Origin of the sequence: Bradyrhizobium archetypum, assembly GCF_013114835.1 — a bacterium.
Classification (GTDB): Bacteria; Pseudomonadota; Alphaproteobacteria; order Rhizobiales; family Xanthobacteraceae; genus Bradyrhizobium; species Bradyrhizobium archetypum.
Genome location: NZ_JAAVLW010000008.1, coordinates 289405 through 301928, shown reverse-complemented (window position 1 = coordinate 301928; position 12524 = coordinate 289405). Strand labels below are relative to the sequence as shown.

The window sequence follows — 12524 nt, the reverse complement described above, 5'->3', positions numbered from 1 at the left end:
ACCGGCTTGCCGACGGCCTTCGCCGCCTGCACCGCAGGCACCATCATGTCGGCGTCCAACCGCCGGCCGAAGCCGCCGCCCAGCCACATCTGGTGCATCACGACGAACTTGGGATCGATCCCGGCCGCTCCCGCCGCGATTGCCCCGGTGCGCGTCGCAAACTGGTTGCCGGAATAGATGTGCAGGATCTCGCCCTTGAACTCAGCGGTCGCGTTCATCGGTTCCAGCGGTGCATGGATGTTGATGCTGGTGGTGTATTCGGCCTCCAGCACCTTGGCCGCGGTCCCGAAAGCCGCCGTCGTATCGCCGTCCTTGACGAAGAACTGCCCGGCATCGTCGAGCGCCTGCAGCCGCTTGGCCTCGTCGAGCAACGACTGGCTCGACAGCTTGGCGTTCGGGCCATTATCGTAGGTGATCTTCAGCGCATCGGCCGCCTTGCGGGCGTTGGCATAGGTATTGGCAACCGCCACCACCCACCCCGTCGTGCTGCCGGTTTGGTCGTCGAGTGTCACCGCCTTGATGAAGCCCGGCACTTTCTTCGCCGTGGAATCATCGACCGATTTCACCTTGGCGCCATAGCGCACCGGCGGCGTGACGATCTTGCCGTAGAGCATGCCCGGCAGCATGACGTCGATGCCATACTTGGCCGTGCCGTTGACCTTGGGCGGAATGTCGAGTTGCGGCACCGAGACGCCGATCATGGTGTACTGGTCGGGCGTCTTCAGCTTGATCGCCTTGAGCTCGTCCGGCGTGAAGGTCTTGGTGATCTTGCCGCTCTTGACGATTTCGGCAAACGTCATCGACTTCTTCGACTTCGGATGCGAGACGGTGGAGTTGCGCACCACCAGCTCACCCGCCGGCACGCCCATGATGCCGGCGGCCGCTTCCGTCAACGCGATCCGCCCCGCGGCGCCCGCGCGGCTCATCGCATCGAAGTTCATCATCGTGCTCCAGCTACCGCCGGTGATCTGAGCACCGAGCACGGGATCGTTGAATTTCGGATCGTTGGAGGCGAGCTGAACCCGCATGTCCTTCCAGTTCGAGCCGAGCTCTTCGGCCACGATCTGCGCCATGGTGGAAGCGATATGCTGGCCCATGTCGGCCTTGCCGCAGGTGACCGTGACGATGCCGTCAGGCGCGATCGAATACCAGACCGATGGCTCGAAGTTGGAAGGCGCGGCCAATGCCTGATTGATGCCAGGGACCGCGGCGTAGCCGAGCACGAGGCCGGTGGCCGCCGAGCCGACCAGGAATGAGCGGCGGCTGAGATCGGTCGGCGCATGGTCGGTGATGTTCACGTGCGTATTCATGTGGCCCTCCGCTCGGTGCTGGCGTTGGAGGCGGTACGCATTTCGGATGCGGCGCGCATGATCGCCTTCTGAATGCGCGAATAGGTCATGCAACGGCACAGATTGCCGTCCATATGCGCGATCACTTCATCCCTGGTTGGATTGGAATTCTTCGAAAGCAGCGCTGCCGCCTGCATGATCTGGCCGGACTGGCAGTAGCCGCATTGCGGGACCTGTTCGGCGATCCAGGCTTTCTGCAGCGGATGATCGCCCTTGGCGGAAAGGCCTTCGATGGTGGTGATCTTCTTGCCGACGGCGTCGCTGACCATGGTCTGGCAGGAGCGAACGGCTTCGCCGTTGACATGGACCGTGCAGGCGCCGCAGAGACCTGCGCCGCAACCGAACTTTGTACCGGTCATCTGCAATTGCTCGCGGATGACCCAGAGCAGCGGCGTATCGCCTGACGCCTCGACGGACATATTCCGTCCGTTGATATTGAGATTTGGCATCGCGTTTCCCCTTCCGGTGTTGGAAGCCGCTTACGGCGGCATTCTCGCTTTTGGGTATTGGCCGGCACCCACCGGGTCGATGCCGGTCGGCGGGAAGAATGATCCCGATCTTTTCGAGAGGCAATCCAGTTTGGAATCGCTCGAAGAGAATAAAATTTTGAAAGTGGCCGCTTGTGCGTTGCGGCAAGGTTCTGTCACGGGCTGATCAATCGAGCTCGCGCCCGCAGGGCGCGTCTTCCGTTTCCGCATTTCCCAACGGCGAATGGATCGCGCTAGGATAAGCCGCGAGGGCCGGATGGGCTTCGTTTGCTTCGGGAAAAAGGGAATGCCGACAATCAATCGTGACGGAGTCCGCATCTATTACGAGGTTCACGGCGCCGGCCCACCGCTGCTGCTGACCCACGGCTATTCCTCGACCAGTGGGATGTGGCAGGGCCAGATCGCGGCCTTGTCGAAGCATCACAAGCTCGTGCTGTGGGACATGCGCGGCCACGGCCAATCCGATTATCCCGACGATCCGGCGGCCTATAGCGAAGCGCTGACGGTCGCTGACATGGCGGCGCTGCTCGATGCCGTCGGCGCCGAGCAGGCGATCGTCGGCGGGCTCTCGCTTGGCGGATACATGTCGCTGGCGTTCTACCGCGCGCATCCGAGCCGCGTCCGCGCGCTTCTGATCATCGACACCGGGCCGGGATTCAAGAAGGACGAAGCTCGCGAAGTCTGGAATAAGCGCGCGCACGATACCGGCGACCGCTTTGAGCGTGAAGGCCTGGAGGTGCTGAAATCGGCGAGCCGGGAGCGCTCCAGCGTCACCCATCGCAATGCTACGGGTCTCTCGCGCGCCGCACGCGGCATGCTGACCCAGCGCGATGCCCGCGTCATCGAGTCGTTGCCGGATATCAAGGTGCCGTCGCTGATCGTGGTCGGCGCCGACGACACGCCCTTCCTCGCCGCTTCCGACTATATGGCGGCCAAGATTCCGGGCGCTCAGAAGGTGGTGATCCCCTCCGCCGGCCACGCGGTCAACATCGACCAGCCGCAGGCCTTCATCGACGCCGTGCTGCCTTTTCTTGACAGCCTCGACGCCAAGACAGCCCAGAAAGCCGCGTCATGAAGCTAGCCGCCGTGGCCCTCACCCTGATCGCAGGTAGCTTCACGCAAGCTGCCGCGCAACAACTGCCGCCAATCGGCGGCCCCTACCCGCCGCCCTTCACCGAGACGCTGTCGAATAACTTCCCGTTGGCCTTCGGCATGAACGCAGGCGAAGCGGCAAGCGCCCTCGGCTTTCCGCTCAATTATGTCCGGGGACGGCCGGGCGATGAAATTTTCCTCGCATTCCGCAACATCGGCGGCAGCGGCTTGTTCTACAAGAAAGATCGGCTCTATCTGCAATTCCGCAACGGCAGGCTGGCCGGCTGGAAGGGCGACTGGGGTCACAATTGGATGTGGCAGTAGCCGCGGCTCCGCGCATTCACCCAATCGACTGCATGCAACTCAAAACAAGAAGGGACGACCCGTGGGACAGGATATCAAGCTGACGGCTTCGGACAGCTTCAAACTCGGCGGCTATCGCGCCGATCCCGCTGGTGCGCCGAAGGCGGCCATCGTGGTGATCCAGGAAATTTTTGGCGTCAATCACCACATCCGCTCGGTCTGCGATCGGCTGGCCGGCGAAGGCTATGTCGCGATCGCGCCGTCGATCTTCGATCGTACGCAACCGAACTTCCAGAGCGGCTATTCGCCCGACGAGGTCGCAAATGCGCGAAAGTTCATCGCCAATCCCGATTGGCCTGCGATGCTGCGCGATACCCAGGCTGCGATCGACGCCGTGAAGGATGTCGGTCCGGTAGGCATCATCGGCTTCTGCCTCGGCGGCAGCATCGCCTATGCCGCGGCGACCAAGTTGTCGGGCCTGTCGGCCGCGGTCGGCTATTACGGCGGCGCCATCGTCCGCTTTGCCGATGACAAACCCAACGTGCCGACGCAACTGCATTTCGGCGAAAAGGATGCGGGCATTCCACTAACGGATGTCGAGACCATCAAGGCCAAGCGGCCGGAGGTCGAAATCCATATCTATCCCGGCGCGCAGCACGGCTTTCACTGCGATGAACGGGCAAGCTACGACAAGGCCAGCGCCGACATCGCCTGGCCGCGCAGCCTGGCGTTTTTTGAGAAGCATTTGAAATGACGCCCGGAGGGCGTCATTCAGGGATGGTCCGAAGGACCAGACCCGGAATCTCGAGGTTCCGGGTTCGGTGCTTCGCACCGCCCCGGAACGACGGTGCTAGACTTCGCCTACCTCACTCGCCCTTGACGCCGGTGGCCTTCACGACATCGGCCCATTTCGCGTAGTCGCGCCGCAGCGCTTTCTCGAATGCTTCCGCCGATCCACCCACCGGCACGAGGCTGAGCGTCTCGATTCCGGCGACGCCCTCGGGCGAGGCGATGATGCGGGCGAGTTCGTCCGAAAGCTTCGTCACGATCTCCTTGGGTGTTGCCGCGGGCACGAACACGCCGAGCCAGCCTTCGATCTCAAAGCCGGGATAGCCGAGTTCGGCCATCGTCGGCACCTCGGGCAACGCGGTCCGGCGCTTTTCGCCGCCGACCGCGAGCGCCCTGAGCTTGCCCGCCTTGATCTGCGCGCTCGCCGTCGTGAGATCGACGAAGGACGAGGTCACCGTGTTGGCGAGCAGGTCGTTCGTGAGAGGCGCCGAGCCGCGATAGGGCACATGGGTCATGTCGATACCGGCGACCCTCTTGAGCAGTTCGCCATAGAGATGCGACGTCGTGGCGTTGCCGAAGGTGCCGTAGGGCTTGCCGGGATTCGCCTTGGCATAATCGATCAGCTCTTTGACGGACTTGATCGGCTGCTGCTCGGGAACCACCAGCACGATCGTCGAGAGCGCGATCTGGGTGACCGGTGCGAGATCCTTGAAGACATCGTAGGGCAGCTTCGCAACCAGGCTCGGCGCCTGAATAATCTGCGTAATGCCGACCAGCACGGTGTACCCATCGGGCTGCGCCTTCGCCACGTAATCATTGCCGACCACGCCGCCGCCGCCCGACTTGTTCTCGACTACGACGGTCGTCTTCCACGACTCCTGCAATTTATTGGCAAGCAAGCGCGCCAGGACGTCGGTGGCGCCACCCGCGGGATAGGGCACGACGAAGGTGATCCGCCGGCTCGGATAGGCATCGGCCGCCGATGCCGAATGCGAAGAAGCACACAAGGCCGTCACGGCGATGGAAGCGCACAATGCCATTGCAGTCGCCGCGCGCACCACGCTGACCGGCAAATGATAGTTCATGGTCATACTCCGGATTGCAGGCACTCAACCGACAAACCGGCGCGCCTCGTTTCAACGAGGGGTTTCTACATCGCTGCAGCGCAAGATGGAACATGGTTTCGAACACATTCGGCGCATAGCGCCAATTCATCGCACTGAACCGGCACAACACACTGCCGCAGAACTCCGGCACGTGCGAAACCGCACCCCTGCCACCCCAAGTTAGATCGCTCTGTCGAATTGATCCCACAACATGATGCAGAACGCAGCGTCCGCCTCGGCGCGAAACGATTGGTGAATTTTCTTGGTCAAATGCAAGGCATTTGCCTGACACAAATGCTCAAGATAACAGCCCGCTCAACATGACCATGTGGTGAAAGGGCGCCGCGCCCTAGAACCAGCGCTCGCTGACGAGCACCGTGTCGCCGGGGCTGATCGGGCTGCCGGGCGGGACGATGAAACGTGAGGTGCCGGACGCATCGGTGTGCGTGACCGTGACGTTGTCGCGGCGGGCACGCGGCGAGAAGCCGCCGGCGATTGCCACCGCGCTCTCGACCGTCATGTTGGGTACATACGGGTATTGCCCGGGTGCCGCGACCTCGCCGAGAATGAAGAACGGCCGGTACGCTTCGATCTCCACGGCCACCGACGGTTCCCTGATAAATCCGGCGCGCAGTTTCGCTGAGATCTCCGCCTCCAGTCCCGCGGTGGTGCGGCCGCGCGCCGGCACCGAGCCGATCAGCGGCATTGTGATCGAGCCGCCCGCGCTGACGGCATACGTGTTGGTGAGGCCTTCCTGGCCGTAGACCACGACGCGCAGCTTGTCGCCGGCATCGAGATGATAGGCCGCGTCGTATCGCATGGGTGCGGGCTCGGTATAGGCCACCGGTGCGGCAACGGCGACAGGCCCTGGTGCGGCACCCGGTGATGCGGCAAAGGAGGCACGAAGTGCGCCGACGGCGCCGCCGGAATCGGCTGCGGCCGCCCGCGGCGGCTGGCTGTTCGACTGGCCATAGGCCATTGAATCGAGATCGCCTTGCGGTGCGCCTGCAACCGGTCCGGTCGTGCGCATGCAGCCCGACAGAGCGAGCGCGCTGATGATCACAGTGATCGATAGTCGAAATGCGCGCACAACCCGCACCTAGGCCATCCCTTAAAGCGAGACGGCTTTAGTCTTGCACCGGTTATGGTTAACAAACGGTTTTGGAAGGTGGAGGGCTACGACGGCGCTCAAAGCTGCCTCTCCCCGTTCTTCACGGGGAGAGGCTTGAAGTCAGGCACTCACGCCGGCGCCGATCGGGCACGACACGCCGGTGCCGCCCAATCCGCAATAGCCCGCCGGGTTCTTGGCGAGATATTGCTGATGATAGTCCTCGGCGAAATAGAATTCGCCCGCCGGTGCGATCTCGGTGGTGATGGCGCCGAGACCCTTGGCAGCGAGTGCCTTCTGGTACATCGCCTTCGACGCGTCGGCAGCCTGGCGCTGCGCGTCGCCGAATGTGTAGATCGCCGAGCGATACTGGGTGCCGACATCGTTGCCCTGGCGCATGCCCTGCGTCGGGTTGTGATTTTCCCAGAACATCTTCAGGAGCTGCTCGTAGGAGATCTGCTTCGGATCGAACACGACCAGCACCACTTCGGTGTGACCGGTGCGGCCCGAACAAACCTCTTCATAGGTCGGATTGGGCGTAAGACCGCCGGCATAGCCAACGGCGGTCACATAGACGCCATCGCCGAGTTCCCAGAACTTGCGTTCCGCGCCCCAGAAACAGCCGAGACCAAACACAGCCTGCTCGAGGCCGACAGGATAGGGCGGCTGAAGCTTGCGACCGTTGACGAAGTGCGTGGTGGCGGTCGGGATCGGAGTGGTACGGCCCGGCAGTGCTTCGGCTGCGCTCGGCAACGCGGTGGTCTTGCGCATGAACAACATGGAATACCTCCAGGCGAGAGATCGGCCGACACGGCAACGGCGTCGGCCGGTTAGACTTCTATATATGTCTTTACGCCCGATACGGCAGTCCTGTTACGCGGTGCCCCGAGCGCAGGAGCGAGGGTCAGTCGCGCGAATAGCCGATCAGCGGCTTGCGGGGCCGGAACAGGATCATGAGCAGAATGCCGAGCACGCCCAGCACGGCAAAAACCGGCTGATCCAGCAGCACCTTGATGACGCTGCTCCAAAGCCAGGGCGCGACGCCCTCGATCCAGGTCCGGAACGCAAGCTGGCTGGATTGATGAACGTCGTTCCAGAACTGGCCAAATCGGGTGAACCGCAGGGTCTGGTCGGCGACGAAGCGGGCTCCGTCATAGACCATGAAAATGAATCCGCCGGCCAGGAGCAGGAGGCCGATAAGCCGGAAAAGACCGCGGATCATGTGTCACCCTAATATCTGTCGCCCCGAGGAGGCTGTCAGGCCATACCGGGAGCCCCGCGGAAATTCAACCTCATCAGCACCTTAGGCGCCATTTTCGCCCTCTTCCCGGCGTTTCGGGGAGGACGGAAAGCGTTGACGGTGCAGGACTCGCCCTCTATAAGACCCCCAATGGCGGCGGGCGCAATCCCGCCGCCGCTGTTCTTTGAGCAGCGCCGCTCGCGGGGGCATTTTTGGCTCCCGTCCATGGCATCCTCAAGAACGGCTTAGGTTACGAACACCTGGAAAACGCAACCAGCGATCACGCAATTTGAACGGCCGGCGCGCTCAAGGGCCGACCATCCGAGCGATGACAGCCGAAGGATAGTTGAGAACATGGCCAATACCTCTTCCGCCAGGAAGGCGACCCGCAAGATTGCCCGCCGCACCATCGTCAACAAGTCGCGCCGCACCCAGATGCGCGGCGCGGTCCGCAGCGTCGAGGAAGCGATCAAGAGCGGCGACCGCAATGCGGCGCTGGAAGCGATGAAGCGCGCGGAACCGGAATTGATGCAGGCGGCGCAGCGCAACATCATTCACAAGAACAATGCGAGCCGGAAGGTATCGCGTCTCACGCACGCGATCGCCAAGCTCGCCAAGTGAGCTGATAGAAGTGAGCTGCTAGAAGTGAGCTGCCAGAACCAAGCGAGCTCACACAGATAGATATTCGTCAAAGCCCGGCCTCGCCGGGCTTTTCTTTTTCAGCCGGGGCGCGCGAGCACGAGCCCTAATATCTATTTCGCAATACGCCTGCTGTTGGATTTCGGACACACAATGAAGGGCACGCACCGGATCGACTGTGACAATTCAATTGTCTCATTGCTGATCACCGGCTCGCGTGTCATATTTCTGGCACCCGTATTTTTACGAGGTGCACCTTATTGCACCAGCGTTGTCATGCGCACGCGCGAGAGACGCGAACGCTGCGGCTGACCTGATCAGACCGCCCGGTTCTTCCGCCGTCATCGCTCGCGCGGGTTACCCTTCAAAAGCAATTCCGAAAAACATCGTCTCGCTAATCACTTATCCACATAGCGAGAGCAAGCGTTTTGAAAAACGGTCGCGGTAACCACGATTGTAACGGTTTCTTAAAAAATTTTGCGAGTGCGGCGAAAATTGTCACGCTCGTTCGCGCCGCGGGATTCTCTGCGCTGATTCAAAAACTTGGTGTGGAGGGTCGCATTTGCAGTGTTGCAACACAGCCGAAGAGTCACACGACATCGTCGAATCACGGATTGTCAGAAATCGCGCTTGGTGTATTTGTTACTCGTTCGCGACGTTCAAGGCTCTCCTGGCCAGCGCGGTTTGAGACCCAAGAACGGACGTGCAAATCGGCGGCGGTGTGCGCGTTAGCGACGCTTTCCAAGCGAAGCTGAGTTGGTAACTCATAGCAATATGAGAGCGGTTGTTCTGTGTCTAAATTTCCCGGCGTGGCGCTCACGTTTCAAGCGCGCTCCGGACAAGGGGAATGAGATGCTTACCGACGATGTAACGATTGGGAACGCGAAGCTCGTGAACGTGTTGAAGACGACAGACTGAGGGTACGCGGCGGCGCAGCAGTCGAACAAGCGGATGTTCGGTAGCAGCAGACTGGCTTTGAAACACTGGTGATGTGGTTGCTCGTCGCGCGTTCTCGCGGCGAGAGGGGGAGGTACTATGCTTTACGAAATCAACGCGACATTCGGCACGCTCATTTCTATCGAGACCGCTTCTGAGTCCCTGAACAACGTTTTTAGCCGTCCCCCCACGCGAGCTCCGGGTAGACCGTCGAGTACGCGCTGACCTCACGGGTAGCTTTCTCACTCCATCCAGCTTCGATCTGAGCAACGGCGATTCCGCCGAGCGCTTGATCTTTGCCCGGAGGCCGAAAGCTTCGCATCGAGGTCACGTCTGGCAGGAAATCTGCAGGGGACCTGCCAGGCGATTTAGCAACAACACCATTACTCATTCAGAAAAGCTCTCAGGCAATGACAAATACGGAACAGGATCGCTGGTCGCGCGTGAAGGGACGGTTGCGGACGAGTGTGGGCGAGGACGTCTATACGAGCTGGTTTGCGCGCATGGACCTGGAAGGCGTGCAGGACGAAGCCGTGCATCTGTCGGTGCCGACTCGCTTCCTCAAGAGCTGGATCCAGGCGCATTACGCCGACCGTGTGCTGACCTGCTGGCAAGCCGAGATGCCGGAAGTGCATCGGATCGACCTTACCGTGCGAACGGCGATGCGATCCGCGGCACCTGCCAAGGAAGCGACTGCACCGGCCGATCAGCGCCGCGTCGAACAGGCCAATGGCCGGCCCGCGCCGGAATTGCGCGCGACTGCAACCGCACCGGTATCCGCCAGCCATGATGCGCTCGGCGGCTCGCCGCTCGACCCGCGCCTGACCTTTGCAAGCTTCGTGATCGGCCGCTCCAACACGCTGGCGCACGCGGCTGCGCGCCAGGTCGCCGAAGGGCGCCGCGGCGATCCCGTGATGTTCAACCCGCTTTATATTCACGCGGGCGTCGGTCTCGGCAAAACCCATCTGCTGCAGGCGGTGACATGGGCCGGCAATTCAGGCAGCGAGCGCAAGGTTCTCTATCTCACTGCCGAGAAGTTCATGTACGGTTTCGTCGCCGCGCTGAAAACGCAGACGGCGCTGGCGTTCAAGGAGGCGCTGCGCGGCATCGACGTGCTCGTGATCGACGACCTGCAATTCCTGCAGGGCAAGTCGACCCAGGCCGAATTCTGCCACACGCTGAACGCGCTGATCGATGCCGGCCGCCAGGTGGTAATCGCCGCCGACCGCCCGCCGTCCGATCTCGAAAGCCTCGACGATCGCGTGCGCTCACGGCTGGCCGGAGGCCTCGTCGTCGAGATGGGCTCGCTCGGCGAAGAGCTGCGCCTTGGAATCCTGAAATCGCGCGTGGCGGCTGCGCGTGCGCATCACGCAAGCTTCGACGTGCCGGAGGCGGTGCTGGATTATCTGGCGCGCACCATCACCCATAACGGCCGCGATCTCGAAGGCGCGATCAACCGCCTGCTCGCCCATTCCAAGCTCAACAACCAGCCGGTGACGCTGGAAATGGCCGAACGCGAGGTGCGCGACTTGATCCGTCCGCAGGAACCGAAGCGGATCAAGATCGAGGATATCCAGCGCGTGGTCGCACGGCAGTATAATGTCAGCCGTTCGGACCTGCTGTCGTCGCGGCGCACCGCGAATGTGGTCCGGCCCCGTCAGGTCGCGATGTATCTGGCGAAGACGCTGACGCTGCGCTCGCTGCCCGAGATCGGCCGCCGGTTCGGCGGGCGCGACCACACCACTGTGCTGCATGCGGTGCGCAAGATCGAGGCACTGGTGACCCGGGATACGGCGCTGTCCGAAGAGGTGGAGTCGCTGAAGCGGCAATTGCAGGAATAGCACGAGCAGCAATGACGCCGGGGGGAACAAGGCCCGGCTTTTTAGGATCTCCGCCTTTGGGACTTGGCTCCTCCCAGCCTCTCCCGCCCTGATCCGATCGAAGTCGGATTTTTCCGACTTCGACAATTTTCATTCCAACTCGGGCAAACCCGAGTTGGGTGGGGCGGGAGAATTTTTTTCTGCCGCCATTTTCCGCCGCAAAAGTGGGGAACGCCCTCCCGCCTCCCTTGCACCGGCGCCCCATCCGCGCCACCTTGCGGTCCCCCCGGGGGTTTGATCAAATCCGATCCTGATCCGGCTTTTCGGGTTTCCAATGCCGCGGCGCTGCCTTGATGGGCCGCCCGGCTTTTCCATCTCTGGCGGGTATTGCAATGAAGGTCACCGTCGAACGCGCGCAACTGCTGAAATCGCTGGGTCACGTCCATCGCGTGGTCGAGCGCCGCAACACCATCCCGATCCTCGGCAATGTGCTGGTCCGCGCCGAAAACGCCAGACTGTCGCTGAAGGCGACAGACCTCGACCTCGAGGTGACCGAAACGCTGGCGGCGGAAACCGCGACCGGCGGCTCCACCACCGTGCCGGCGCATATGTTCTACGACATCGTCCGCAAACTGCCCGAGGGCACGCAGATCGTGCTGGAAGCGGACGGCGACCGCTCGGTGATGGCGATCCGCGCCGGCCGCTCGCGCTTCACGCTGCAGACGCTGCCGGAGAGCGATTTTCCGGACCTCGCCGCCGGCGACATGACGCATTCGTTCGCGCTTCCCGCCTCCGACGTCAAGCGGCTGATCGACCGCACGCAGTTCGCGATCTCGACCGAAGAGACCCGCTATTACCTCAACGGCATCTACCTGCACACGGCCGGCAGCGCCAAGGCCGCGACCTTGCGCGGGGTGGCGACCGACGGCCATCGGCTGGCGCAGATCGACCTGACGCTGCCCGCCGGCGCCACCGGCATGCCGGGCGTGATCGTGCCGCGCAAGACGGTCGGCGAGGTGCAGCGGCTGATCGAGGACAATGAAGCCGAAATCAAGATCGAGCTGTCGCAGGGCAAGATCCGCTTCACGCTCGGCAACGTCGTGCTGACCTCGAAGCTGATCGACGGAACCTTCCCGGACTATGGACGTGTCATCCCGCAGAACAACGACAAGGAGCTGATCGTCGACAAGAAGGATTTCGAGGCGGCAGTCGACCGCGTCTCAACCATTTCCAGCGAGCGCGGGCGCGCCGTGAAGCTCGCATTGTCCGCCGGCAAGCTGGTGCTGTCGGTGACCAATCCGGATTCCGGCAGCGCCACCGAAGAGCTCGAGGTTGAATACGCCTCCGACGCGCTCGATATCGGATTCAACTCGCGCTATTTGCTCGACATCGCCGCCCAGATCGAAGGCGAAGTCGCGGTCCTCCGCCTCGCCGATCCCGGCTCGCCGACGCTGGTGCAGGACAAGGACAACAAGGGCGCGCTCTACGTGCTGATGCCGATGCGGGTGTGAGAACGTCAGGCGACCCGCGCACCAACCTTCCCTCTCCCCTTGTGGGAGAGGGTGGCGCCCGACAAAAACAGCTATCATACCCGCGAAGGCGGGTATCCAGTAATCGCCGGCGCTGGCGAAAACGTTGAGCAGCTCGGCGTACT

12 protein-coding genes are annotated in these 12524 nt (G+C 62.3%); 6 read left to right on the top strand and 6 right to left on the bottom strand.

The window, feature by feature from the left end:
* Together HCN50_RS26760 and HCN50_RS26755 are read right to left on the bottom strand one after the other, a co-directional pair.
* The coding region (locus HCN50_RS26760) for a molybdopterin cofactor-binding domain-containing protein (protein WP_171712878.1) at window positions 1–1310 on the bottom strand (1310 nt) is incomplete at its 3' end.
* A complete protein-coding gene (locus HCN50_RS26755) occupies window positions 1307–1798 on the bottom strand; it encodes a (2Fe-2S)-binding protein (protein ID WP_171712877.1) in 492 nt (163 codons plus the stop codon). The genes HCN50_RS26760 and HCN50_RS26755, both read right to left, overlap by 4 nt.
* Window positions 1799–2123: 325 nt before the next feature.
* On the opposite strand from HCN50_RS26755, the gene HCN50_RS26750 reads away from it, so the two are divergent.
* The 3 genes from HCN50_RS26750 (at window position 2124) to HCN50_RS26740 (ending at window position 3986) form a co-directional block, all read left to right on the top strand.
* Window positions 2124–2912 (top strand): alpha/beta fold hydrolase, encoded by a 789-nt coding sequence (locus tag HCN50_RS26750; protein WP_171712876.1) that lies wholly within the window; start codon window positions 2124–2126, stop codon window positions 2910–2912.
* Window positions 2909–3253 carry a hypothetical protein gene (locus tag HCN50_RS26745; RefSeq protein WP_171712875.1) on the top strand — a complete coding sequence of 115 codons (345 nt, stop codon included), beginning with the start codon at window positions 2909–2911 and terminating at the stop codon, window positions 3251–3253. The genes HCN50_RS26750 and HCN50_RS26745 overlap by 4 nt, the downstream gene beginning before the upstream one ends.
* 61 nt (window positions 3254–3314) lie before the next feature.
* On the top strand, window positions 3315–3986 hold the full coding sequence (locus HCN50_RS26740) for a dienelactone hydrolase family protein (protein WP_171712874.1): 672 nt from the start codon (window positions 3315–3317) through the stop codon (window positions 3984–3986).
* Between the two features lie 112 nt (window positions 3987–4098).
* On the opposite strand, the gene HCN50_RS26735 is transcribed toward HCN50_RS26740, so the two are convergent.
* From HCN50_RS26735 to HCN50_RS26720, 4 genes are all read right to left on the bottom strand, one after another.
* Window positions 4099–5106: a Bug family tripartite tricarboxylate transporter substrate binding protein gene (locus HCN50_RS26735; RefSeq protein ID WP_171712873.1), complete on the bottom strand. Its 1008-nt coding sequence runs from the start codon at window positions 5104–5106 to the stop codon at window positions 4099–4101.
* Between the two features lie 370 nt (window positions 5107–5476).
* The gene (locus HCN50_RS26730) at window positions 5477–6226 is read right to left on the bottom strand and encodes a polysaccharide biosynthesis/export family protein (RefSeq protein WP_376700323.1); all 750 of its coding nucleotides are present in this window, start codon (window positions 6224–6226) and stop codon (window positions 5477–5479) included.
* A gap of 132 nt (window positions 6227–6358) precedes the next feature.
* On the bottom strand, window positions 6359–7015 hold the full coding sequence (gene msrA / locus HCN50_RS26725) for a peptide-methionine (S)-S-oxide reductase MsrA (protein WP_171712872.1): 657 nt from the start codon (window positions 7013–7015) through the stop codon (window positions 6359–6361).
* A gap of 124 nt (window positions 7016–7139) precedes the next feature.
* Window positions 7140–7457 carry a hypothetical protein gene (locus HCN50_RS26720; protein WP_171712871.1) on the bottom strand — a complete coding sequence of 106 codons (318 nt, stop codon included), beginning with the start codon at window positions 7455–7457 and terminating at the stop codon, window positions 7140–7142.
* Between the two features lie 372 nt (window positions 7458–7829).
* Here HCN50_RS26720 and rpsT point away from each other — a divergent pair, with 372 nt between their 5' ends.
* The 3 genes from rpsT (at window position 7830) to dnaN (ending at window position 12381) form a co-directional block, all read left to right on the top strand.
* Window positions 7830–8096: a 30S ribosomal protein S20 gene (gene rpsT / locus HCN50_RS26715; RefSeq protein ID WP_171712870.1), complete on the top strand. Its 267-nt coding sequence runs from the start codon at window positions 7830–7832 to the stop codon at window positions 8094–8096.
* Between the two features lie 1364 nt (window positions 8097–9460).
* Window positions 9461–10891: a chromosomal replication initiator protein DnaA gene (gene dnaA / locus HCN50_RS26710; RefSeq protein WP_171712869.1), complete on the top strand. Its 1431-nt coding sequence runs from the start codon at window positions 9461–9463 to the stop codon at window positions 10889–10891.
* 371 nt (window positions 10892–11262) lie between these two features.
* Window positions 11263–12381, top strand: a complete 1119-nt coding sequence (gene dnaN / locus HCN50_RS26705) for a DNA polymerase III subunit beta (RefSeq protein WP_171712868.1) — start codon at window positions 11263–11265, stop codon at window positions 12379–12381.
* Window positions 12382–12524 lie beyond the last annotated feature (143 nt).

What these genes read in the sequence shown, in the direction of transcription:
- dnaA (WP_171712869.1), top strand. Translation starts at nt 9,461, where the DNA reads ATGACAAATACGGAACAGGATCGCTGGTCGCGCGTGAAGGGACGGTTG.
- rpsT (WP_171712870.1), top strand. Translation starts at nt 7,830, where the DNA reads ATGGCCAATACCTCTTCCGCCAGGAAGGCGACCCGCAAGATTGCCCGC.
- HCN50_RS26750 (WP_171712876.1), top strand. Translation starts at nt 2,124, where the DNA reads ATGCCGACAATCAATCGTGACGGAGTCCGCATCTATTACGAGGTTCAC.
- HCN50_RS26755 (WP_171712877.1), bottom strand. Translation starts at nt 1,798, where the DNA reads ATGCCAAATCTCAATATCAACGGACGGAATATGTCCGTCGAGGCGTCA.
- HCN50_RS26720 (WP_171712871.1), bottom strand. Translation starts at nt 7,457, where the DNA reads ATGATCCGCGGTCTTTTCCGGCTTATCGGCCTCCTGCTCCTGGCCGGC.
- msrA (WP_171712872.1), bottom strand. Translation starts at nt 7,015, where the DNA reads ATGTTGTTCATGCGCAAGACCACCGCGTTGCCGAGCGCAGCCGAAGCA.
- dnaN (WP_171712868.1), top strand. Translation starts at nt 11,263, where the DNA reads ATGAAGGTCACCGTCGAACGCGCGCAACTGCTGAAATCGCTGGGTCAC.
- HCN50_RS26735 (WP_171712873.1), bottom strand. Translation starts at nt 5,106, where the DNA reads ATGAACTATCATTTGCCGGTCAGCGTGGTGCGCGCGGCGACTGCAATG.
- HCN50_RS26745 (WP_171712875.1), top strand. Translation starts at nt 2,909, where the DNA reads ATGAAGCTAGCCGCCGTGGCCCTCACCCTGATCGCAGGTAGCTTCACG.